Genomic DNA, 23,533 nt, shown 5'->3' with positions numbered 1-23,533 from the left:
CTCATTGAAATAAAACAGTTAAGAATCGGTGCTTCATGGCTAATAGGATTAGGTGGATGCATGGAATACGAAATAATGGAATACGATGTGGTTATTGTAGGAGCAGGCCCGGCTGGTTTGGCTGCCGCAATTAAACTTAAACAATTAGCTGCTCAAGCTAATAAAACCTTAAGTATTTGTATTCTTGAAAAAGGAGCTCAAGTTGGTGCGCATATTTTGTCCGGCGCTGTTTTAGAGCCAAGAAGTTTACAAGAATTATTGCCGGATACATGGCAAGAAGCCCCCCTGGATTCGCCAGTAAATGAGGATTTTTTTTACTATTTGAGCTCAAAACGTGCCTTTCGCCTCCCTACTCCAAAGCCCATGCATAATAAAGGCAATTTTATTATAAGTTTAGGTGATCTTTGTCGGTTTTTAGCGACACAAGCCGAGCAATTTGGCTGTGAAATCTACCCGGGTTTTGCCGCAACGGACATTCTTTACAATGGGCAGGGCGAAGTAATTGGCGTGGCGACCGGCGATGTTGGCATAGATAAAAATGGCATAAAAACTGCAAACTTCCAGCCTGGAATGCATTTGCATGCCAAACAAACCTTATTCGCTGAGGGTTGTCGCGGCCAATTAAGCCAAAATTTAATGAACCGGTTTGATTTGCGCCAAGGAGTTTCACCTCAAACTTATGGGTTGGGAATAAAGGAGATTTGGCAAATTTCCCCTAAGCAACATAAGCAAGGGCGAGTTATTCACACCGTAGGTTGGCCTTTGGATCAAGCTACTTATGGGGGCTCATTCATTTATCATCTGTCTAATCATCGGGTTGCAATCGGCTTTGTAGTTGGGTTGGATTATCAGAATACCTGGTTAAACCCATTCGAAGAAATGCAACGGTTTAAAACCCATCCTTTCGTCCGGGAATTATTCAAAGGTGGTGAACGTATTGCCTATGGAGCCCGTGCTTTGAATGAAGGAGGCTGGCAATCTTTACCCAAATTGACCTTCCCAGGTGGCGCGCTCATCGGCGATGCGGCCGGTTTTCTAAACGTTCCAAAAATTAAAGGCATCCATACAGCCATGCAATCCGGGATGCTCGCTGCTGAAGCATGCTTCGCAGCCTTTGCCATGGAAACCAAAGAATCCGTGGAATTGACAGCTTACCCGCAGAAATTTAAACAATCGTGGCTGGCAAAAGAATTATATGCGGTGCGAAACGTGCGCCCGGGATTTCGCCATGGTTTATTGTGCGGCCTTCTTAACGCGGCTTTTGAGACATACATTACTTGTGGAAAATCCCCGTGGACATTAAAAAATCATGCAGACTATTCGACCTTAAAACCGGCTGCGCAAAGTGCAAAGATAAATTATCCAAAACCGGATGGTGTGTTAACGTTCGATCGATTGTCGTCTGTGTATTTAACCAATACATTTCATGAAGAAAACCAGCCTCCTCATTTGAAACTTCGCGATCCATCACTGGCAATTAAAGTTAATTATCAAGTGTATGCATCACCGGAAATTCGTTATTGCCCCGCCGCTGTGTATGAAGTTATTGCAGGCGAGCAAGGGCCAAGATTGCAAATTAATGCGCAAAATTGCATTCATTGTAAAACTTGCGATATTAAAGATCCCCGGCAAAACATCGTATGGTATGCACCGGAAGGTGGCGGTGGCCCTAACTACGTTGGTATGTGAGGAATGTAAACATGGATGCTTTAAAACCCGTGCAGCCAAAGGAAGTTATTCACGAATTAATCCCTGCCAATCATTATTTTCCGGGTAATTCACGCTTGCCGCTAATCATTTATAAAGAAGTTATTAAAAGTTCCTCCCCACAATCCATTCAAGCGCTTTTAACAGAAAACCATTGGATTAATTCATGGGTGGATACTATTTATGATTACCATCACTATCATAGTAATACTCATGAAGCTCTGGTAATTTTCTCAGGTGCATGCACAGTTCAAATTGGCGGGAATAAAGGGAAAATTTTCAATATTGCAGCTGGCGATGTCATTATTTTCCCTGCTGGCATTTCACATAAAAATATGGATTCCACAGCTGACTTTAAATGCGTGGGTGCTTATCCTATCGATGTTGAATATGATGTGTTGTATGGTAAAGCAGAAGAGCTTTCACAAGCAGAGGAAAACATCCAAAAACTCGGCTTGCCAAAATGTGATCCAGTGTTTGGGAAAGACGGCCCCTTATTCAATTACTGGAAATAAGTTGCAGATTCTATCGCTTTGCAGGAATGCTTTATTGTCTTTTAAGCGCTTAAACGCTAGACTTAGGCCAGCTTAGTCCCAGTGGCGCAGCTGGATAGCGCGGCCCCCTCCTAAGGGGCAGGTCGCAGGTTCGAATCCTGCCTGGGACGCCAATTAAATCAATGATTTATGATTTTTATGTGGAAATTTTAATGTTGTTTTTAAATTTGGGTATAGCCAAATTAAAGATTAGTTTTCTTTTACCAAGGTACTTCAAATATTTTTAGCTTGGAGAACAAGATGGATTTAACATCCATTTTAACAATCATAGCCATTTTAGTAGGTCCAATAGCTGCAGTTCAGGTGCAAAAATTGAAAGAAAGATACTCAGAAAAGAAGAACGTCAAGTTAAATATATTTAAAACATTAATGGCTACTAGGGGAGCGAGGTTATCTTTGGATCATGTTCGAGCGCTTAATATGATCGACACAGAATTTTATGATGAGAGAGAAATAACAGATGCCTGGAAGTGTTATTTAGACTGTCTTTGTCAGCAACATGACAATAGCGAACAAGCATTAGCTAGTTGGGTAAAAGAAAGAGATAGATTATTTGTATCTTTATTAGGCAAAATGGCAAGCTCACTAAAATACCATTTTGATGATGTACATTTAAGACAGGCTGTATATACACCCAAAGCGTACGGACAGGAAGAAGAATATCAATACTATGTAAGAGAAGGCATAAAAAAAATAATTTCAGGCGAACAATCTATTTCTGTGAAATTAACAGATCAAACAACTCATTAACCATCTTTGAAACAGTACTAATAAAATTAGCTAACCGTATATAAAATCATATCTCAGTATTTAGAACATATCTTTCAAACCCGACTACGTAAAATACTATGTACAAAAAATAGTCATATAACAGCCTATAATTAAATTAGGGCTGCGTGTTAAGGAAAACCTATGTTTTTTTATATAGATGAAAGTGGGCATACAGGGAAAAATTTATTTGACCCATTACAAGTTAATCTATATTACGGCTTAATTTCAAGCAAAGTTACTTTTTGAAGAAATTGCTTTTAAAAATAATGGATTGAACAGCCTCAGAATACCGTGTGACAGCCTACCATATCGCTTTAGATTATAGAATCATGAGCTTTCTAAGAGGCAATTGCTGCGTCAAAGTTGTCTAGGCATTATCTGCATGATAAAAGTTCAATCAGCGAAAAAATTTGCCCGGAAAATAGAATAAGCCTATAATTTATTTACTGGTTTTAGCGAAAGGCGAGTCACCATGGCGCATCCTTCTTCAGATTCTTTACTATTGGACATATTGGCTAAAGTATCTACGGCGCAAAAAGAACAGGCTGAAAAGGCAACAATAGAAAATGATGCACTGTTTAATCTTATTTTGGATTTGATGCAGCAGAAAAATCGCCAATTAATTCAGGAAGAATTGCTAAAAGCTGTTAAGCAACAAGGTTTTGATGATATTCCTAGTGCATTAAACCAGGTGCAAAGCTCTTTTAAGCGCAGTCCTTTACAGCAAGCTTTTCAAAATCAGGACTTTTACTCAGCGAAGCAGTTAATGGATTTCGGGGCAATCGTAGGCCCTGCGGAAAAAGCTACTTTTAATTTTGCGCGCGACAGCGAGGCTGCGCAAAAGATAGGTTTACCACCGCCTGTAACAGAAGAAAAACTTTCCCCCATTAAATCGTTTGGCTTGCGTTTAGGCGTCCTTGCAACAAGTGAGAGCGGAGAATTTTCCATGTGGGCTAATATTGGACCCACCTATAAATTGATGACGGATACAGTGTCTACTTATTCCGGCAGCAAACCTGGCGATCAAAATATTAAAGCAATTGCCGATGCGTTCAATTTTGCAAATAAGACAGCTGCATATGTTAATAATACGCCGAAAGGCATGCCTGCAGCCGGAGAGCAGCTGGCAGAGCGCATACAATCTGGAAAAGTTACGACCATTCCCACGTCCTGTAAAGGGCATGCCATGGCTTTATCAGTCGTGCCTGATAAAGATGGCAAATCAGGTTACCTTACTTTTACAGATTGTGGAGGCAGTGTTAAACCGGGTGAGCATGGTACTAAAATTTACCGTATAGACGATTTAAGCAAAATAACACCGCAATTTATCAATCACATGATGAGTGGACATGTGAAAGGATATTCTCACGAACAACAAATGGCACGTCTTAGCGAAATCACCGGAGGCAAAGAACCTGTTCATGTCATTTCCCAAAAACCGCAAAAATACGATAATTGTTCTACCCATAATTGCCATGTCAATGTTCATGGCATGCTGTTATGTCAAAAAGCTATTGAAAAAGGCGGCTTTAACAACTTAACCGATGCGGATCTTCAATCAACCAAGGCAGAGTATAAAAATTTCAGCCATGATATGCGTAAACAAGCCGTTGAACAATTATCAAAAGCCCTCACTGCGGCTCCCAAAGATCCGGATTTAATCAAATTAGCCAAAGGTTACCTGGAACAGCACCCTAATGCTGTTTCTTCATTAAAAGAGCCTTTGCAAAAAGCACTGGCTAATACAGAAAAATTGCATAATCCTTCCCCTACTCCGACCATGTCTGTTTATCCTTCCTAATCCGATGCAGGCAGAAATTTAAGGATATTTCTCGGTTGCAAAAATTGATATGGCGTATAGTTAATGCAATAATACGCACAAATTATTACCAATTCGTTTGTTATGAGTAAAATCAGATGTGCCGTTATCGGCGTAGGATACCTTGGTCGCTTCCATGCGCAGAAATATCGCATGTTGGAGCAAGTGGAGCTGGTTGGCGTTTGCGACAAAGATCCCATTGTGTGTGCAGCTGTAGCCCAAGAATTAGGCACTGAAGCTTTTATCAATTATCAAGATTTATTCGGGAAAGTGGATGCAGTCAGCATTGCCGCAACAACCAGCGCACATTATCACATCGCAAAAGATTGCCTGCGACAGGGAATTCACGTCTTGCTGGAAAAACCCATGACTGAAACAGTGGCGCAGGCTCAAGAATTGATTGCTCTTGCCTCTATCCATCAAGCCAAACTGCAAATTGGTCATTTGGAGCGCTTTAATGCTGCCCGCCTTGCTCTAGATGAGCATCTGGAACAACCTTTGTTCATTGAATCGCAACGGCTTGCACCGTTTAATCCTCGCGGTGCAGACGTGAATGTGGTGTTGGATTTAATGATTCATGACATCGACATTATTCAAACCATCGTACAAAGTCCTGTAGTGCATATTGACGCGCAAGGGGCTCCAGTTTTAACCAAATCAATTGATATTGCCAATGCCCGAATCACTTTTGCAAATCATTGTGTTGCTAATGTAACAGCAAGTCGCATCAGCTTTAAAACAGAGCGTAAAACTCGAATCTTCCAGCCTAATACTTATATTTCCATTGATTTTCAAAATAAACAATTTGCTGTGTTTCAGAAAGGCGACGGCGAAATGTTTCCGGGGATCCCTGAAATCATCCGCCATGAATCCACCTTCGAAAAAGGGGATGCATTATTTGAGGAAATAAAAGCGTTTATTCATTGTATTGAACACGACACATCTCCTTTGGTTACTGGACAAGAAGGCTGTGAAGCTTTGGCAACCGCCGAAAAAATCACCGCTTTAATCAATAAAAATCTTACAGCACGATATGCGCCCAGTTAAGCACCTTGTGGTTGTAGCCGGAGAGGAGTCAGGCGATCTGCATGCCGCTTCTTTTATCGGCGAATTAAAAATGAAATATCCGGAGTTGGAGATAAGCGGCATCGGCGGCCGTCATATGCAAACAGCAGGCGTTGAGCTGATTAGTGATTTGGCCCGTTTTGGCGTGACTGGTATTTCGGAAGTTTTTCGTCATTTTAAAGTGATTAAAGCAGCGTTTCAAAAAATAAAAACTCATCTTGCTACAAATAAACCGGATTTACTTATTCTTGTGGATTATCCGGGATTTAATCTGCGTTTAGCGAAGTTTGCGAAAGAAAAACTCGGCATTCGCATCCTTTACTACATCAGTCCGCAAATCTGGGCTTGGAAGGCCGGGCGGATTCACACCATCCGCAAGTACATTGATCATATGGCAGTAATTTTGCCTTTTGAGAAAAAAATTTATGAAGATGCAGGCGTTCCAGTAAGTTATGTAGGGCATCCATTAGTTACCCACATGCCCTGTTCTCAAGACAAGGCAAAAAGCCGTGAACAGTTGGGTTTACCCAAAGCAAAGCGTTTAATCGCTTTGCTGCCCGGTAGTAGAACGCATGAAATTGAGCGTCATATGCCTGTTTTGATAAGCACCCTGCACTCTTTAAACCAGGCATTTAGTGATTTGCATTTTACAATCCCAATTGCAGGCACCATATCTCCTGCTGTAATCAAGGCTTATTTTAAGGATACCGCAACAGATGCGTACACTTTAATTCAAGGACAAGCCCCAAAAGTAGCCGCCTGTAGCGATTATGTAATAGTTGCATCAGGCACCGCCTCCTTGGAGTGTGCGCTTTTGGCCAAACCCATGTGCATCATTTATAAAGCATCTTGGCTCACGTATTTACTTGCTTCCCAACTCATCAAAGTTAAGTATTTAGGGTTATGTAATTTACTTAAGAATAAAATGCTGGTACCTGAACTCCTGCAATATGACTGCAATCCCAAAGAGTTAACTGGCGTTATGACAGAACTTTTAAGCAACGAAGTTTTTTCAGCTCATATGCATAGGCAATTGTCTCAAGTGAAAAACTCCCTATCCATTCATGAAGCCGATTGCACCATTGCAGCGCTAATTGAGCGTACAGCGCTATTAGGATAATTGCCCTTTGTCTCAGGAGACAATCATTACTCTTAATTTCGGTTTTAAACGTTAAGAACATTTACACAAGCTTATCCACAGTTTTTGTGGATAAGATAATCTTTAGGGTTGTCATGAATCGTTTAACCAAATTAACATTACAGGAAATGGAAATAGAACTTGAGAGAAAACGAGTTAAAAACATAAACTTAAGAATTAATGCCAGAGGTCAGATTAAAGTCAGCGCCCCTATCTTTTGTACTGATGAATCCATTCTTAATTTTCTGCAAAATAAACAGGAATGGATAAGAAAACATTACCTCCGTTTTTCAAAACAAACAGAAAAAAATTTGGAATTTAAAACGGGTGAATCACATTTGTATTTAGGGAATAATTATGAACTTTTAATTCAACCTGCCTGCAAGAAAAATTATGTCAAATTGCAAGGATCTTATCTGTATTGTTTTATAAAAAACGACACCATTAATAAAGAAGCCTTGGTTTTGCACTGGTATAGGGAACAATTAAAAACACTGTTGCCGGACTTAATTCAAAAATGGGAAACCCTTATTGGAGTTAAAGTAACTAGCTGGGGAATCAAAGCCATGAAAACACGTTGGGGAACCTGTAACCCGCATTCTAAACGCATATGGCTTAATTTATTTTTGATCAAAAAACCATTAATTTGCATTGAATATGTAGTCGTGCATGAATTAATTCATTTATTGGAAGCCAGCCATAATAAGCGTTTTTATGCGTTAATGGATAAATTTTTCCCAGAATGGCAGCAATGCAGATCTTTGTTACGTGGTTAATGCCCTGGCTATTATAGATGGCACAACACACATTAAAATGACAAAAAAATATTAAAATTCCGTAAGATATATTCAATTCGAACTGGCTTATTAATTATCCTTCATGTACAATTAATTTTGCTTTCAGTCTTGAAAGTACCTGGAATAGTATGTTTTAACCAAAATAAGGAAGTTATAAATGACTGTTACTGAAACACAAAACCTTTCTAATAATAGTTTAAAGCAGGAACAAGGTCTCCAAGACTTGGTATATGGATTGGTAAGTCGTTTTCTTGCTGAGAATAAAAGCAAATCTATTGACAACCTTTATGATCTGATTCTTTCGGAAGTTGAGCCTCCACTTTTACAAGCTGTGATGGAAAAACGTCGCGGTAATCAACTGCAAGCTGCAAAAATGCTAGGAATTAGCCGTGGGACAATACGTAAAAAATTGCAACGTTATTTTGGTACAAAATATTTCCGTCTGACTGATGAATAACATTTCGAAAAATAAAAAAGGCTCGCTTAAAAACGAGCCTTTTTTATTTCCAGTGAGCTTTTTATTTCTTAAGAACCTGGTGGTTGGCCAGGTTCTTGGCTATCGATGGATCATTGCAGTAATAATTGATTAACGCGGCTGACAAAATCAGCAGGATTTTCTAACTGCCCACCTTCTGCGAGAACGGCTTGTTCAAAAAGCACTACGACCCACTGCGCAAATTTGACATCATCCTGGATATCATGCAAGCGTTTGATGAGCGCATGTTCCGGATTGATTTCAAATATGGGTTTAGTGTTAGGCAATTGCTGCCCTGCTGCCTGCAGAATGCGTTGCATTTCCAACCCCATATCTTGTTCATCGGCTACTATACAAGCAGGTGAGTCGGTCAGGCGGTTAGTCAGTTGCACATCTTTAATTTTATCGCCCAGCACTTCTTTTATATGCTTAAGCATTGGAGCAAGATTTTTTTCTTGTTCTTTTATGTCAGCTACATCTTCCAGTTCAACTTTTCCCTTGCTGATAGACTGCAATTTTTTACCTTCAAATTCACTGAGGTAACCTACCAGCCACTCGTCAACCCGATCGCTTAATAATAGAACTTCTATGCCTTTCTTTTTAAATATTTCCAGATGCGGACTATGTTTGGCAGCATTATAGCTGGAGGCAGTAATATAATAAATCTTGTCCTGCCCTTCTTTCATGCGGCCGAGATAATCTTTAAGTGACATAGTTTGCTTTTCGGAATCCGTATGAGTAGAGGCGAAACGCAATAATTTGGCTATAGTGTCGCGATTAGTAAAATCTTCTATAGGTCCTTCTTTTAGTACCAAACCAAACTCTTTCCAGAATGCGTCATATTTTTCAGGATCTTCGCTGCTTAATTTTTCAAGCATGGCTAATACGCGTTTTGTACAAGCGCCACGTATGCTGTCAACCTGCTTGTTATCTTGAAGAATTTCTCTGGATACGTTTAACGGCAAATCGCTTGCGTCAATAATCCCTTTTACGAAACGCAAATAGCGGGGTAAAAATTGCGCTGCATCATCCATAATAAAAACACGTTTCACATAAAGTTTTAAACCGTGTTTGGTTTCCTGTTGCCATAAATCAAAAGGAGCATGGCTTGGAATGTATAATAAACTGATGTAATCCTGCTTACCCTCGACGTGGTTATGCGACCACAGCAATGGATCTTGATAATCATGGGAAATGTGTTTATATAATTCTTTATATTCTTCGTCGCTGATTTCAGATTTTTGCAGCGTCCAAAGGGCAGTGGCTTTATTGACGGTTTCAAACTCGTTTGTCTCTTGCTCTTCGGTGCTGGTCTTTTTCATCACAATAGGCCAACAAATGTGATCCGAATATTTGGTAATAATGCTTCTTAACCGCCAATCGCTTAAAAATTCTTCGGCATCTTCTTTTAAGTGCAATATAATTTCGGTGCCACGGTCTTTTTTAGTTTCTTGCCCGATGGTGAATTCCCCTTCCCCGCTGGACTCCCAAACGATGCCATCTTCTGGCTTTAACCCAGCACGGCGGCTTTTCACAGTAACTTTGTCAGCAACGATGAATGCAGAATAGAAACCAACGCCAAATTGCCCAATAAGTTGGGAGTCCTTGGCTTTCTCACCGGTTAAATGACTGATAAATTCCTTAGTGCCTGATTTCGCAATGGTACCCAAATTATCAACCGCTTCGTCCCAGCTCAAACCAATCCCATTATCGCTAATCGTAATGGTTTTGAGTTTTTCGTTTGCTGCAACGGTTATTTTTAAATCGGAATCCCCTTCGTAAAGTTTGCTGTCTGCCAGCGCCAGAAAGCGCAATTTATCAAGAGCATCCGAGGCATTGGATATTAATTCACGTAAAAAGATTTCCTTATTGCTATAAAGCGAGTGCACAACCAAGTGCAACATTTGCTTAACTTCAGTTTGAAACCCCATGGTTTGTTGTTTACTCACCATTAACAAATCTCCTGTAAGCATTAATTATTGACGATTCACCATCTCCGACTATTCAATCGCAAAATAAAAAGCTTATGCGCTAAATAATTCAGCTATTGAATATGTGGGTAAAGCGGCAAATTTCAAGGGCCGCGTCGCGTTGCCGGCACCATCCCCACTCTTGGCCTATGCATAAAAATAGTGATGGATTCGCTGGTGATTAATACATTTCCCTCTGCATCAAGGACTTGAGCGGCAATGGTGTGTGAGCCTCGATTAATATTTTGCAACTCAAAAGCCATTGTGGTTTGAGGCTGTCCCAGGGCGGCGCCGTCGAAAAGAATTTGTAATTTATCACCGGCCCTTAAAGCGGGCTCCACCTGTACCAGCACCCCTATGCTTCCCTGATTATTACGGATAGTGGCTTGATCTTCCGGCTGTGTAATTGCAATACGGGTATACGGGGCTAAAGTTGCTGTGCTTGGAGCTTCTGGAGTTTCATCCGCAACAGGTGGCGGCGAATAAGTTTGCACTGGCGGCAAATCAATTTTCTTGGCACCTGGATGCGGTCTATCACTAAAATGGACATTTCCGTTACTGTCTGTCCATTTATATATTTGCGCAAATAATGAAGATGCCAGCAGAATTAAAGTAAAAAAAAGAAGAAATTTTTTCATGAATTGAGGACTCCATCCCTGTCAAACCCAGAATTATAGCTCTTGGTTGATATCGATGAATCTTCTGTCTTCGCGAATCCACGAAGACAGAAGCAGGCGCGAATTTTAATTGCTGTAATACAATTCAAATTCGAATGGATGCACCAGGCTGCGCACCTGGGCAATATCTTGCTTGCGAAGCTCAATATAGCTTTGGATAAAGTCTTTGGTGAACACATCGCCTTGTAATAAAAATTCATGATCCTTGTGTAAATATTCCACTGCTTCATCGAGCGATGCGCATACAGTAGGCACATCAATTAATTCTTCAGGAGGCAGGTCATATAAATCTTTATCCATGGGCTGCCCTGGATGAATTTTATTTTGTATTCCATCAAGCCCTGCCATCATCATAGCCGCAAAGGCAAGATAAGGATTCGCAGTTGGGTCTGGGAAGCGGACTTCGATGCGGCGTGCTTTGGCACTGCTCACGTGCGGGATACGAATTGCTGCGGAACGGTTGCGTGCAGAATAAGCCAATAAAACAGGAGCTTCAAACCCAGGGACCAGCCGTTTATAGCTGTTTGTGGCGGGATTTGTGAATGCATTTAGGGCACGGGCGTGTTTGATGATTCCGCCAATGTAATACAAAGCCACTTCCGATAAACCGGCGTACTGATCGCCTGCAAATAAATTAACACCGTCTTTCATCAATGATTGATGGCAATGCATGCCGCTGCCATTATCTCCTACCAAGGGCTTGGGCATAAAGGTAGCTGTTTTACCATAATTATGCGCAACATTATGAACCACGTATTTCAAGATCTGCAATTCATCTGCTTTTTTCGTGAGCGTATTAAAACGGGTAGCGACCTCACATTGATTGGCGGTGGCCACTTCATGATGATGCGCTTCAACTTCAATGCCTAATGCTTCCAACGTAAGAGAAATAGCCGAACGTATATCTTGGGAAGAATCCACCGGAGGTACAGGGAAATAGCCACCCTTTATGGTAGGACGATGGCCGATATTGCCGCCTTCCACTGCTTTACCGGAATTCCAATGGGCTTCTTCCGAATCAATTTTGTAAAATGAACCACTAATGGTGGTTTCAAATCTTACATCATCAAAAATAAAAAATTCAGGTTCAGGACCAAAATATGCTGTATCCGCTATCCCTGTAGAGCGCAGATAAGCTTCGGCTCGTTGCGCCAATGAACGTGGATCGCGCTCATAACCCAGCATGGTTTGCGGGTCGACTACGTTACAACGAATAAATAATGTATTTTCCTGGTAAAACGGATCAGGAAGAATGCTGCTTAAATCAGGTACTAAAGCCAAATCGGATTGATGTATTTTTTGCCAGCCTTTGAATGAGGAGCCATCAATCATTTTCCCGTTTTCAATGAAATCATCGCATACAGCAGATACAGGGATTGTAATATGCTGTTCTTTTCCGCGCGTATCGGTAAATCTTAAGTCAATAAATTTGGCGTCATGTTCTTTAATTGCATTGAGCAGCATATTTTTACTCATTTATTCTCTCCATAATTACTCGGCATCTCAATCACAACCATTGTGAAAAGTACGCGCTATTGTACCTCATGAACTGACTTAAACTAAATGTTTGTTAAACCATCCAGGTAATTTATTTCATTAAGATGCTTTGGTGTTACAATAACCCGATTAATCGGTTTACTTATAGTCAGCATAGGTAACAGAGGCCAAAATTATGGGCGCATATCAATATCAAGCGCTAAAAAAATCCGGCGCCACTTTTAAAGGAGTGATTGAAGCCGATTCAGAACGCCATGCCCGCCAATTGCTGCGTGAACAAGGCATGATCCCTACGCACGTCCATGCCTTAAAAAAAATTCAAACCATCACGCATAAAAATAAATTATCTTCCCAGGATCTGGCGTTATTTACCCGGCAGTTGTCAACGCTTCTGGCGGCAGGAATCCCACTTGAAGAATCGTTACGCGGCGTTAGCGAGCAAACAGAAAAAGATAAGACCCGTCAATTAATTATTGGTGTGCGCTCAAAAGTTCTTGAAGGTTACTCCCTGGCGCAAGCCATGGCTGAATACCCGTATGCATTCCCTGAGCTATATCGTGCAACTGTCGGCGCAGGCGAGCAGACCGGGCGTCTGGACTTGGTATTGGAGAAATTGGCTGAATACACTGAGAATCAGCAGCAAACACGGCAAAAAATTCAGCAGGCGTTAATTTATCCTACCTTAATGATTGTGGTATCTGCTGCCATCATTAGTTTTTTACTGGCATTTGTCGTACCAAAGATCATTGAAGTATTTACCAGCAGCGGTCAATCGTTGCCCGAAATGACCAAGATACTGATTAACATCAGTGAACTGGTTAAAGCATATGGACTTTATCTATTGATTGGTTTCATCGCTTTATTGATTGGCTTTAAACGAAGCCTGGCCAACCAAAGCGTGCGTATGTTCTGGCATCGTATTATGTTAAAATTACCTGTTGTAGCATATCTGGTGAAATCCATTAACGTAGCCCGTTACATTCATACTTTTAGCATTTTGTTCGCGGCCGGCGTTAATGTATTGGAAACCATGCGTGTATCAGCAAGTCTTATCAACAACCTACTCATGCGCAATGCTTTTGATGCAGCGGCTATTCGCGTCCGGGAAGGAACTGCAATTCACCAGGCGTTAAAAGAAACCGGCTTTCTAAGCCCCATGGCCATTCACTTAATTGCCAGCGGAGAGAAAAGTGGACAATTATCCCCCATGATGGAACGCGCCGCGGTTCATTTGGATAATGAAGTTAAACGGTTAATTGATACTGCTTTAACATTATTGGAGCCCTTTATAATTTTATTGATGGGTGGAGTTGTGCTTTTTATCGTATTGGCAACTTTATTGCCAATTTTTTCAATGGAGCAACTTGTAATATGAAAAAACAATTAGGGTTTTCGTTAATCGAAATTATGGTGGTGGTCGTTATTTTAGGAATTTTAGCTTCTATCGTAGTACCCCGCATCATCAGTAGGCCAGATGAGGCGCGTGTAGTAAAGGCCAAACAAGACGTGTTGGCAATCCAAAATGCGCTTGAGCTTTATAAACTGGATAATGGGTTTTATCCAACAACCGATCAAGGCCTCTTGGCATTAGTAGAGAAACCGAATACAAACCCTGCTCCACGCGACTGGAAGCCTTATCTTAAATCCTTGCCTAAAGATCCCTGGGGACGCGATTATTTATACCTAAACCCGGGAGAGCATGGGGAAATCGATGTGTTTACTCTGGGAGCCAATGGCCAGCCTGGGGGCACCGGCATTGACGCCGAAATCGGTAACTGGGATGCAAAATAAGCGTGGATTTTCCTTATTAGAAATTTTGGTGGTCATTGTCATCACAGGCATTACACTTACCTTTGCCATGTATGCTTTTGGTGATTTTGGCCAGGCGCGCCGCATCGTATTAGCGGCAGAACAATTTGCAAGCTACGTAAAACTTGTTCAACAGCAAGCGATTCTGGAAACCAGCACGCTAGGTGTGAATCTATCTCCCACCCGTTACCAGGCAATACGCTTTAATCCTGCCGCGGGTTGGGAAACATTTCAGCAAAAAGGAATTTTTAACGTGCATTATTTTCCCTCCGGCGCTGATATAAAATTTGCAGCAAGCCAGGGCAAATCCAACAAACATGATCCGGAAATCATTGTTAATGCGTCTGGGGACATGACCCCTTTTAAGGTTTTTTTTAACTCGCAGGATGGAACTAAATTAGCCATGGTGGAAGGACGCCACGATGGCAGCATTCAGGTACATCATGAAAATTAAAGCCTTTACGTTAATTGAAGTGCTTCTCGCTTTGGCCGTGATTGCCATTGCTCTAACGGCCCTCATTAAAGCCACTGCACAAAATACAAGTTATACAGAGCGCATACGCGGGAAAAGCATCAGCCATTGGGTTGCCATGCAGGGCGTCACTATGATTCAACTGGGATTATTAACCATCCCTCCTAATCAGGAAATAACGCAAGCTACCACCATGTTGGGAGAAAAATGGTTTTGGCGAGCCAAACTTCTGCCAACCCCAGTAAAAAAAATGCAGCAAATCCGGATTCTTATCAGTAAAAATCAAGCTGGTCCTTTCGAGGAAGCGTTAATTGGCTTCAGGTATGGATCATGATGCAGTCCAACCGCGGCGGGTATACATTGATAGAAATTTTAATCGCATTGGCTGTATTTGCTATTTTAGCCATAATAACCGCTTCCGCCATGTATTATGCATTTGATACCCGTAACCGGGTCAACTTGCAGGCTGAACGCCTGAATATCCTGCAACTGGCTCTCTCTATTATTGCCAGAGATATAGAACAATGCGCCGAGCGCCCTATACGCGGCAATGAATTGCACGTATTTTCCGCCTATATTGGCCAATCGAATTACACTGAGTTTACTCGAGGTGGCTTAATAAATCCAAATGCCATGGAGCAAAGAAGCACATTAAAGCGTATTGCTTATTTATGCCGTGATGGGCAGCTGATTCGACGCAGCTGGGAAGCTTTAGACACCCCTCAACGCAGTCACTATGAAGATAAAGTGCTGTTGGATAATTTAACTCAGTGTAAATTCGCATATTTAAACAGAAACCGGCAAATATTAACTGAGTGGCGAGAAAATGCAGTTTCCCAAAACCAAAAAAGAGAACCATTACCTACTGCCGTACAATTTACGTTAAACCTGCAAGAATGGGGAGAAATGAGTTTATTATTTATTGTGCCGGAAGCTTTGTATGGCCCATAAGTACCATGCTTTGCGAGGTAGCGCCCTGCTTTCTGCCCTGTTTATCATGACTCTGGTAGCGATTGCTGCCACAGCCATGAGCCTGCATTTGCAACTGGATATTTATAGAACACGGCTTACCATTCTCAGCGATAAGATGTATTTAGCCTCCCAAGCCGTAAGTTTTTGGGCAATGGATCGCTTGCATACAAAAAATTTAATCGTCTCTAACGTTGATGCAGAAGGTAAATTGGAAGAATTTCCTAAAAATTTACAGCAAATATATCCAGGAATTACTATTCGCGGTGGTTTATATGATCTGCAAGCACGCTTTAATTTAAATAACGTACAAGACAGAAAATACAGAGTGTCTTTCTTAAAATTATTGGAGCAAATCTTACCTAAAACCAATGCGGCGCAGCGGCGTCTGCTAGTGGATGCAACAGTCAACTGGATTACCCCTTATACCTTGGGACAAGGTCAGGATAATTTTCTTACTTACTATTTACAACAGCATCCACCTTATCTTCCAAGCCATTTTCCAATGCAAAGCGTGTCTGAATTTCGTTTGCTGCAAGGAGTGGATGCAGCCATTTACCAAACACTTCTACCTTATGTGACTGCTTTGCCTGAAGTGACACCCATTAATGTCAATACAGCAGCCAAACCTGTCTTAAGAATACTCGGCAATGGATTAAACGACACTCAAGTCAATACGTTTATCGAAGCACGCCAGCAGAAAACTTTGGATAATAAAAATCTCATCGCGCTTCTGCAACGATTTGATATCCCAAGAGAGCAAATTACACTGGAAAGTCAATATTTTTTAAGCGTGGCGATCACAAAAGCCGAAGGTTTAACCTTTATTAATTATACTGTTATTCGCCGCAGCAAAGATAAAAACGGTAATTTGATCGTTAGTATCATAAATGAAAGCTTAAATACTTTGTGAGAATTAAGGATTCTCCGCTTCATCCCTGGCTTTGGCTTCTTCCGTTGCAATTTCTTTCAACAAATTTTCACCTTGTTGTTTATCTTGCGGGGAAAGCTGTATTTGCAAGCGCTGCAAATCTTTTTCAGCTTGTTTATTATCATTTTGTGCAGCAAGTTTTAACCATGCATAAGCTTTTATATTGTCTTTCGCTACCCCTAAACCCGCGGCATACAAGTAGCCTAACTTCCCTTGTGCTGCGGCGTTTCCATGCTCGGCTGCTTTTCTAAACCAAAACGCAGCTTTCTCATAATCTTTTTCCATACCGGTACCAGTGAGAAGCAATTGCCCTAATTCTCCTTGCGCATAAGCGTTACCCTGCTCTGCAGAAGCTTGATACCAGAAGGCGGCTTTTTTAAGATCTTGATCAACGCCCAATCCATGTAAATATTGGTAAGCTAAATAAGCTTGGGCATTGACATGTCCTTGGTTGGCAGCCTGCTCCAACCAATACGTTACAGCTTGCTGATCCTGAGGTATACCGTATTTACCGCTATACAGTAGTGCTAAACTATACTGTCCTTTATCATCTCCCTGGAGCGCGGCTTTTTCATACCAATATTGTGCCTTATTGACATCTTTTTTGGCACCGTAACCCATCATGTATTGGTATGCCAGGTTAACTTGCGCTTTACTATATCCTTGTTCCGCTGATTTTTGAAACCATTGAAAAGCCAATTCCTCATTAGCAGCCACTCCTTCTCCTGTGGCATACATTAAGCCCACGTTGCGTTGCGCAATAGCATTTCCCTGTTTTGCAGCTTTCATGTACCAGCCAAAGGCTTCTTTATAGTCTTTGGGTACTCCCGTACCTGCATCGTATAAAAATCCAAGACTTAGCTGGGCCAATGCATTATTTTTTTCTGCAGATTTTTTATACCAGGAAAAAGCTTCTTTTAAATCGGTATTTACACCAAGACCATATTGATACATCCGTCCAATAAGATACATGGCCTCCTCATTGCCTTCTTTAGCTGAGGTTATTAAATGTGCATAAGCTGTATTATAATCTCCGTTTTCATAAGCAGAAAAACCAATAAATTCATCTGCAAATGCTGTGTTAACCGCTAAACACAGTACAAGTATGAAGGGACGCATATCCACTCCAACTATAATCCTTATCTTTTAGAGTAGGATAATTATCCTGATAGTTCAATTTTTATACATATTGCTGCAATGAAATTAATATTTTGAAATTGTTAAGAATACTTTAATAATTCTATGACCAAATAATGTATAATTCGACCTTAATATTCATTTTTTATCTATATCTGGAATGGCGAAATATAAAACTCAAATTGACAATAGTGGTTATGATTCAGGCTATGAGAGTGATGGAGGCACCAGTTACAGTCAACCTAAAAGATTAGGCAGTGGGAACTATAGCCTCTGTCGCATACTTTCTTCAACTGACGGTTTAAAACATAAAATTGTCCTGAACCCTATAAATTCTACCCAACCCAGTAGCAGTACCCAATACGGATTTGATTATGATGAAGTTGTAGCGAAGGCACGTTTCTTTAAAACACTTTATCCAAGCGCAGACGTGCAACTTTTTATCAGCGGCGACAAAACTCATTACCGTCTTATCCTGCCGCTACTCCCTGGGAAAGCCTATAACACATTTGAGAATCCGGATTACAAACAGTTACTTAAACTCTTTTTAGCCGCTGTTCGCGCTGTGAAAACCTGTCATGCAAAAGGATTAACTATAGTCGACTTAAAAGGCGATAACTTGCTTTTTAATAACCAACTGGGAAATTGTATTCTAATCGATGGCGGTTTTTCCGCCCTCACAAAACAAGAATACGTTAAGCCATCGGTTTTTAAGCGCTGCCAAAGGGAAGTTGTCCAAATAGGTAATACGAGTTGTATTACCTTAGAGGGTGAGAATTTATTAAACCATTTTAGACAACGTCACCCACATATTGCCCCTGAATGCTGGTCGCAATATGAAGTGTTTGCGGATGCTGCCATGGATGTATACTCTCTCGGTGATTTATTGATGCGAATGTCTGGTTTTTCTTCTCAAAAAACCATATGGCCTGCAATCGTCCAGCTGATTGAGTGGTGTAAACAGACTAATCCACTGCAAAGACCTACTATAGATATCCTTGAGAAAAGGGTTGAGGAACTCTCCAAAGTTTTAGAAACAGAGCTATTAGCAGCTAAAAAGGATTATTTATCCCTTTTAGATCAAATAGAAGAAATTAATGGAGATTTTTCTAAACTCACCACCCTTAAAGAAGTGCAAATTCATAAGAAAGAAGTGTTAAACCAAGTAGATAAAATCTGCGATGCAGAAAGTCTCAAACGCATTAGCTATCTAAACCCGGATGACCTCATTCCCATTCAGTTTGCAATCATGCAGAAAAAAGACACTATTACACGCAATGCAACGCAAGTTGAACTTCATATTAAAGATCAGAATAGTCTCAATGAGAAAATACAAGAACACATTGCTGAAATAAAGAAGTTTGTAGTTACTTTTCCTAATTCAAATAGCAAAATATCCATTCAAACACAGCAAAAACTATTGCTTTTAAAACTACAAAATCTCGTTAATACAAACTTGGGCAAGAATGAGAGTGTCATCTTGGCGTTAGAAGAAAAAAAGAGAGAAATTACAACTGTAGCTGAGAAGCTAATTACGGAAATTCCCTCTAATAAAAATAAAGTCCCCACAACTGCAAGCGACTCTCGCATGCCACAGAAGCAAGCAATTGCACAGATAAATAATTTATCAGTGGATTTTTCCAATGATATTGAGCTAAGCGTTGTTTATCGACATAGGGAAGAATTATTAAGAAAATTAGCTACTCAACAGTATAATATATCGTTTACATCCACAGAACAGGGAGAATTACAATCGGCAATTCGCAAAAAAACCGAAGAAATAAATCAAAAATCTAAAGAGCGGATTGAGGTCCTCAATCAGGCACAGCAAACGATTGCCAAATATATTGACGAAATCAAAAACAAACCCATCGATTTTTCTGGTATGGCTTCGGCAACGGAAATTAACAATCAATCTGAAAACCTGGGTCAAACCCTGGCAGCTTTAAGCGCAGCAACAAACCTTCTGCAAGCTTATAAATTTTTAAGTATCGAAAAAGATACCGAATTGACAAGAGTGTTGGAAGAGAAGAAAAATGAGATTAAACAAAAAGCCCAGTCTCAACTTAAGCTTATTGATGTGCTGGTGCAACTGAAGTTTGATGAGCATTATAAAAATTTTGAACTTAAAGCAAGGGATATGAGAAGGAAGGTTGAGGAAGAAAAGAATGATTACTATGTAGACGGAGCTAATACCGCCAGACAATTCTGCACGGAATTACAAGAAGCAAAAAAGAGTTTTTTACGGGGCTCCAATCCCGAACAATTTCAAAAAAATTGTTTAGATGCGATTCAAAAAGCAAGACCTGTCCTGGATAAGCACCGTGAATGGCGCGGTGCAATTGCAGCATTTTTCCTCAAGCTATTATCAATTTTGACTTTTGGGATATTTCATAGCCAGCTGTCTTTTTTTGCCAAGGCACACTCAGGAAAGATGTTAACTGGATTTGAAACTGAACTTAATAATTCAGCAATAGCCATACCCTCTCATTGAAATTAGCCGAATGTGTGTCTCCCATGTAGGGAGACATTCACAGCATAGATAAGTCTCACATTATTTTTCATCAGTAATGGCAACGCCCATATTGTATGCTTTTGTCAATAACTTCCAATTCCAGATGCATGTGAATTATTATCGCTACTATGAGTGCATTTATCTGTCTGCGGTTAGCTTCAGTAACTGTTTTGGACAATCCATGCAAGACAGCAGTTAATGATGGAATCAAATTTGCAATATGGTTTAAAAGACGTTAACTTCTTTACCAGTTAAGTGACTTTTATTGGTGCTGATGAACGATACAAGCGAGTCACCCCGTCGGCCGTTTTATGGCGATAAATTAAGAAAGAGGAGTAGGCAACGTCCCTAAAGTTTTTTAGCCAAGATTTCATCTTAAATTGAGCACAAATTTTTCTATTTCACTTCGATCTACCCCCTCTCCCACGATAGGAGTTTTGATAGTATGATGATGCCCTTCGCGGGAGAGGGTTGGGGAGAGGGAATGTCACGGATGGTCATTGATGACGAGGCAATACATAATGCGCACGTTCACCAATGTTTGAATTCTTCGTTAGTCTTAAGCGATTCAACGCCGATTGTTCCTCAGCGCTTAATGACATCCTTATCATCTAATTCCTACCATTTTTCAAATGACATAGGATAAACGCTATCACATAATCTTTCTAGATACTTAATGAGGTCCGCTTAGTTGCAACTAATTACTTGGTCGGGACGGCGGGATTTGAACCCACGACCCCTAGCGCCCCATTCTTAAAAATACCATTTTAAAATAGTTTCAATTGATATCAAAAAGTATCACTAACTTATTGTATTTTATTAATTTTTTCCATCTGATATACTTCAAAAAATATCAAACAATTTCATGTGAGATCTCACGAAAGTACACCTAGAAGTACACCTAATTTTTATGGTGCCATGATGGAAAGAAACTTTACAGACGCATATATTCGCTCTTTAAAACCCCGATCTGTTCGTTATGAAGAGTTCAGAGATGGAGGGTTTGGCATTCGAGTTACCCCCAAAGGGCTAAAAACGTAGTTATACCGTTATAAGATTAATGGCCAAAGGCATTTCATTACTATAGGCCACTACCCTGCTATGAGTTTATCGGAAGCCAAAAAGCGCTTTATTGGTTTAAGCGATATGCGCCATGGCGAGGTAAACCCTAAAGAGCATATTGAAGAACAAAAACAGAAAGAACAAAGCACGGTAAAAAATCTGATACTACACTGGTACACAAACTACATTGAAAAACACCGCGCCAACCACTGCAAATCTGGCAACACATCAAAGTAGACATTATTCCCCTATTGGGCAATAAGAAACTGGAAAACTTAAAAACGAGGGAAATTACCCAAGCCCTGGATAAAATTGTAAGCCGTGGCTCACCTGTGCATGCGAACAAAGTGCTAAGCACCCTTAAACAAGCCTTCAACTATGCGGTAAGCCGAGGTGAAATGCTGATAAATCCTGCCATGGATATACGAGCCAGAGACATAGGTGGTATAGAAAAACCAAGAGAACGCTATTTAACCCTCAATGAAGTCAAAACCCTATGGCAGTTTCTCGACAGTGAAGAACATGGCACCTTGTTCCAGATTCGGTCAGCCCTGAAAATCATCCTGCTTACAGGTGTAAGAACAGGAGAAATCCGAGTAGCCAAATGGTCAGAATTCGACTTTGAAAACTCCTTGTGGACGATTCCAGCTGAAAATACCAAAACCAACATTATCATGAGAATTCACCTCACAGAAATGACTAAAAAAGTGTTACAAGAGCTTAAAGCACATAGTGACTCTGAGTACGTTATTACGGGCGCAGACGGCCAAAGTATTTTATCTGACCGAGCTATGCCAAGAGCCGTAATCAGAATACAATCTCGCGTCGGCATTCCACACTGGACAGCGCATGATCTAAGACGCACTTTTGCTACCCAGTTTGGTGAAGCCTTACATGTTGATCCGGTGGTAATTGAGAAATGTTTGGGGCACAAAATGCCTAAAATTATGGCCACTTACAATAAGAATGAAATGCTACCTCAGAGAAAAGAGGCGTTGGAAAGATGGAGCCAACACCTTGAATTTTTATCTCAAGACAATGTAGTTGAAGCCTGGATGCAACAACGTGAAATCCAGAAAATCATGGGCGCAGCGAATTCATTCTAATAAGTATCTATTGGCTGCCCATTAGCATATGTTCCAAAATGGAACATATGCTATTTATAAAAATTGCCTACAGCTATTGATAAACTTTAAAGCAAATCTTGTAAACTCAGTTTACAAAAACTATAATCAGATTATGGAATAGAAGTAATGGAAACAAAACCTTCTAAAAAGACAGACCAAGAGCTTTTTGCTTTGATTGAGCAGAAAATTAAAGAAAGAAACTATATCTTTGTAAAGCATGCAAAAGAAAGGCAACAACAAAGAAATATTTCAGATCTTGATGTGCTCAATATTTTAGAGGGTAAATCAGGCTATGAGAGAAAAAGAAACAAAAGCAAGGATTCCTATGAATCCAACTACATACATGAAAAACCGCAGGATTGGAAATATTGTATTGAAGGCAAAGATATAGATGAGAAAAAAGTACGAATTATTCTTACATTTACAGATGATCTGATGCCCATTATTACAGTGATCAATTTAAGCGAGGAGGAAACACCATGAAAACTAAAATTGAATCCACATTCCTTTACGAAGGACTTGGTTTTCCTATTGAATTAGAAAATGTAGAAATGATTAATATTAATGACGAATGGCATCCCAAAATCGATGTTCACTACGTTGCTGATGAAATAATAAAAAAACTGGCTACGCAAGAAGAAAGATTAACTGGTAATCAAGTTAAATTCATTCGCTCATATTTTTCCATGCCTCTACGTGAATTTGGTGAAACCGTGGTTCATGAATCACACACCGCCGTCAGTAAATGGGAAAAATGTGAAGATGAGATAACCAGTATGAATGAAAATACCGAACAAGTATTACGACTTTATATTATCGAAAAAACACAGACTAAAACTAAAGCTGATCAAAGGAATTTTTATTCGAACTTTAAAAGAAGCAGAGCTTTTGTGAATGCCAAAGGTAAAAAACCCAGACCACTTCAGCTAAACCTCTGCGCATAAACTCCTCACGCTCGATCTGCTCAAGATATATTTACAATTTATCTTCCATCTCAAAAATCAGACTTAACCTAACCAGATTAAAAGAAATGGGGATTAT

The 23,533-nt window shown here is 40.3% G+C and carries 23 protein-coding genes, 1 tRNA gene and 1 pseudogene; 21 read left to right on the top strand and 4 right to left on the bottom strand.

Annotation, left to right across the window (positions count from 1 at the left end; genetic code table 11):
- Nucleotides 1-60 precede the first annotated feature (60 nt).
- The 10 genes from NKV53_RS06610 (at nucleotide 61) to NKV53_RS06565 (ending at nucleotide 8,441) form a co-directional block, all read left to right on the top strand.
- A complete protein-coding gene (locus tag NKV53_RS06610; protein ID WP_253350886.1) occupies nucleotides 61-1,689 on the top strand; it encodes an electron transfer flavoprotein-ubiquinone oxidoreductase in 1,629 nt (542 codons plus the stop codon).
- Between the two features lie 11 nt (nucleotides 1,690-1,700).
- Nucleotides 1,701-2,222 (top strand): cupin domain-containing protein, encoded by a 522-nt coding sequence (locus NKV53_RS06605; RefSeq protein ID WP_253350885.1) that lies wholly within the window; start codon nucleotides 1,701-1,703, stop codon nucleotides 2,220-2,222.
- A gap of 75 nt (nucleotides 2,223-2,297) precedes the next feature.
- Nucleotides 2,298-2,374 (top strand) — tRNA-Arg (locus NKV53_RS06600).
- Between the two features lie 127 nt (nucleotides 2,375-2,501).
- Nucleotides 2,502-3,011 (top strand): DUF6680 family protein, encoded by a 510-nt coding sequence (locus NKV53_RS06595; protein WP_253350882.1) that lies wholly within the window; start codon nucleotides 2,502-2,504, stop codon nucleotides 3,009-3,011.
- Between the two features lie 493 nt (nucleotides 3,012-3,504).
- Entirely contained in the window at nucleotides 3,505-4,833 is a 1,329-nt protein-coding gene (gene ankD, locus NKV53_RS06590; RefSeq protein WP_127111228.1) for a Dot/Icm T4SS effector AnkD/LegA15, read from the top strand.
- Between the two features lie 102 nt (nucleotides 4,834-4,935).
- Nucleotides 4,936-5,898 (top strand): Gfo/Idh/MocA family protein, encoded by a 963-nt coding sequence (locus NKV53_RS06585; protein WP_126954908.1) that lies wholly within the window; start codon nucleotides 4,936-4,938, stop codon nucleotides 5,896-5,898.
- A complete protein-coding gene (gene lpxB, locus NKV53_RS06580; protein ID WP_253350880.1) occupies nucleotides 5,885-7,036 on the top strand; it encodes a lipid-A-disaccharide synthase in 1,152 nt (383 codons plus the stop codon). Before NKV53_RS06585 ends, lpxB begins: the two co-directional genes overlap by 14 nt.
- Before the next feature lie 113 nt (nucleotides 7,037-7,149).
- Nucleotides 7,150-7,830, top strand: a complete 681-nt coding sequence (locus tag NKV53_RS06575) for a M48 family metallopeptidase (RefSeq protein WP_253350879.1) — start codon at nucleotides 7,150-7,152, stop codon at nucleotides 7,828-7,830.
- A gap of 178 nt (nucleotides 7,831-8,008) precedes the next feature.
- On the top strand, nucleotides 8,009-8,308 hold the full coding sequence (locus tag NKV53_RS06570) for a helix-turn-helix domain-containing protein (RefSeq protein WP_126954905.1): 300 nt from the start codon (nucleotides 8,009-8,011) through the stop codon (nucleotides 8,306-8,308).
- Nucleotides 8,301-8,441, top strand: a complete 141-nt coding sequence (locus NKV53_RS06565) for a hypothetical protein (RefSeq protein WP_253350878.1) — start codon at nucleotides 8,301-8,303, stop codon at nucleotides 8,439-8,441. Before NKV53_RS06570 ends, NKV53_RS06565 begins: the two co-directional genes overlap by 8 nt.
- Here NKV53_RS06565 and htpG read toward each other — a convergent pair.
- The 3 genes from htpG to glnA all read right to left on the bottom strand — a co-directional run bounded on the left by htpG (nucleotide 8,419) and on the right by glnA (nucleotide 12,449).
- Nucleotides 8,419-10,278, bottom strand: a complete 1,860-nt coding sequence (gene htpG / locus NKV53_RS06560) for a molecular chaperone HtpG (RefSeq protein WP_253350877.1) — start codon at nucleotides 10,276-10,278, stop codon at nucleotides 8,419-8,421. The genes NKV53_RS06565 and htpG overlap by 23 nt on opposite strands.
- Before the next feature lie 122 nt (nucleotides 10,279-10,400).
- Nucleotides 10,401-10,934: a DUF4124 domain-containing protein gene (locus NKV53_RS06555; RefSeq protein ID WP_126954903.1), complete on the bottom strand. Its 534-nt coding sequence runs from the start codon at nucleotides 10,932-10,934 to the stop codon at nucleotides 10,401-10,403.
- 105 nt (nucleotides 10,935-11,039) lie between these two features.
- The gene (gene glnA / locus NKV53_RS06550) at nucleotides 11,040-12,449 is read right to left on the bottom strand and encodes a glutamate--ammonia ligase (protein ID WP_126954902.1); all 1,410 of its coding nucleotides are present in this window, start codon (nucleotides 12,447-12,449) and stop codon (nucleotides 11,040-11,042) included.
- 196 nt (nucleotides 12,450-12,645) lie between these two features.
- On the opposite strand from glnA, the gene lspF reads away from it, so the two are divergent.
- From lspF to gspK, 6 genes are read left to right on the top strand one after another with little or no spacing between them, the layout of a single operon-like run.
- Nucleotides 12,646-13,845: a GspF family T2SS innner membrane protein variant LspF gene (gene lspF, locus NKV53_RS06545; RefSeq protein ID WP_127057533.1), complete on the top strand. Its 1,200-nt coding sequence runs from the start codon at nucleotides 12,646-12,648 to the stop codon at nucleotides 13,843-13,845.
- Complete coding sequence (gene lspG, locus NKV53_RS06540) at nucleotides 13,842-14,261, top strand: GspG family T2SS major pseudopilin variant LspG (protein ID WP_126954900.1); 420 nt, start codon at nucleotides 13,842-13,844, stop codon at nucleotides 14,259-14,261. The genes lspF and lspG overlap by 4 nt, the downstream gene beginning before the upstream one ends.
- Nucleotides 14,170-14,733: a type II secretion system minor pseudopilin GspH gene (gspH, locus tag NKV53_RS06535; protein ID WP_253350876.1), complete on the top strand. Its 564-nt coding sequence runs from the start codon at nucleotides 14,170-14,172 to the stop codon at nucleotides 14,731-14,733. The genes lspG and gspH overlap by 92 nt, the downstream gene beginning before the upstream one ends.
- Nucleotides 14,723-15,085, top strand: a complete 363-nt coding sequence (lspI, locus tag NKV53_RS06530) for a GspI family T2SS minor pseudopilin variant LspI (RefSeq protein WP_126954898.1) — start codon at nucleotides 14,723-14,725, stop codon at nucleotides 15,083-15,085. Before gspH ends, lspI begins: the two co-directional genes overlap by 11 nt.
- Nucleotides 15,082-15,702, top strand: a complete 621-nt coding sequence (gene lspJ / locus NKV53_RS06525) for a GspJ family T2SS minor pseudopilin variant LspJ (RefSeq protein WP_305884783.1) — start codon at nucleotides 15,082-15,084, stop codon at nucleotides 15,700-15,702. Before lspI ends, lspJ begins: the two co-directional genes overlap by 4 nt.
- Nucleotides 15,692-16,633, top strand: coding sequence for a type II secretion system minor pseudopilin GspK (gene gspK / locus NKV53_RS06520; protein ID WP_253350875.1), 942 nt, complete (start codon nucleotides 15,692-15,694; stop codon nucleotides 16,631-16,633). Before lspJ ends, gspK begins: the two co-directional genes overlap by 11 nt.
- A gap of 3 nt (nucleotides 16,634-16,636) precedes the next feature.
- Here gspK and NKV53_RS06515 read toward each other — a convergent pair whose 3' ends face one another.
- Nucleotides 16,637-17,770, bottom strand: a complete 1,134-nt coding sequence (locus NKV53_RS06515) for an SEL1-like repeat protein (protein ID WP_126954896.1) — start codon at nucleotides 17,768-17,770, stop codon at nucleotides 16,637-16,639.
- A 178-nt stretch (nucleotides 17,771-17,948) separates the two neighbouring features.
- On the opposite strand from NKV53_RS06515, the gene NKV53_RS06510 reads away from it, so the two are divergent.
- The 5 genes and pseudogenes from NKV53_RS06510 (at nucleotide 17,949) to NKV53_RS06490 (ending at nucleotide 23,436) form a co-directional block, all read left to right on the top strand.
- Nucleotides 17,949-20,282, top strand: coding sequence for a hypothetical protein (locus NKV53_RS06510; protein WP_253350874.1), 2,334 nt, complete (start codon nucleotides 17,949-17,951; stop codon nucleotides 20,280-20,282).
- Nucleotides 20,283-20,748: 466 nt separating this feature from the next.
- Complete coding sequence (locus NKV53_RS06505; protein WP_253350872.1) at nucleotides 20,749-20,949, top strand: hypothetical protein; 201 nt, start codon at nucleotides 20,749-20,751, stop codon at nucleotides 20,947-20,949.
- A gap of 272 nt (nucleotides 20,950-21,221) precedes the next feature.
- Nucleotides 21,222-22,471, top strand: a pseudogene (locus NKV53_RS06500) (tyrosine-type recombinase/integrase).
- Nucleotides 22,472-22,618: 147 nt separating this feature from the next.
- A complete protein-coding gene (locus NKV53_RS06495) occupies nucleotides 22,619-22,975 on the top strand; it encodes a DUF4258 domain-containing protein (RefSeq protein WP_126955060.1) in 357 nt (118 codons plus the stop codon).
- Nucleotides 22,972-23,436 (top strand): hypothetical protein, encoded by a 465-nt coding sequence (locus NKV53_RS06490; RefSeq protein ID WP_126955061.1) that lies wholly within the window; start codon nucleotides 22,972-22,974, stop codon nucleotides 23,434-23,436. The genes NKV53_RS06495 and NKV53_RS06490 overlap by 4 nt, the downstream gene beginning before the upstream one ends.
- Nucleotides 23,437-23,533 lie beyond the last annotated feature (97 nt).

Origin of the sequence: Legionella sp. 27cVA30, from assembly GCF_024160945.1 — a bacterium.
GTDB classification, from domain to species: Bacteria; Pseudomonadota; Gammaproteobacteria; order Legionellales; family Legionellaceae; genus Legionella_A; species Legionella_A septentrionalis.
This window is presented reverse-complemented; position numbering and strand designations above follow the sequence as displayed.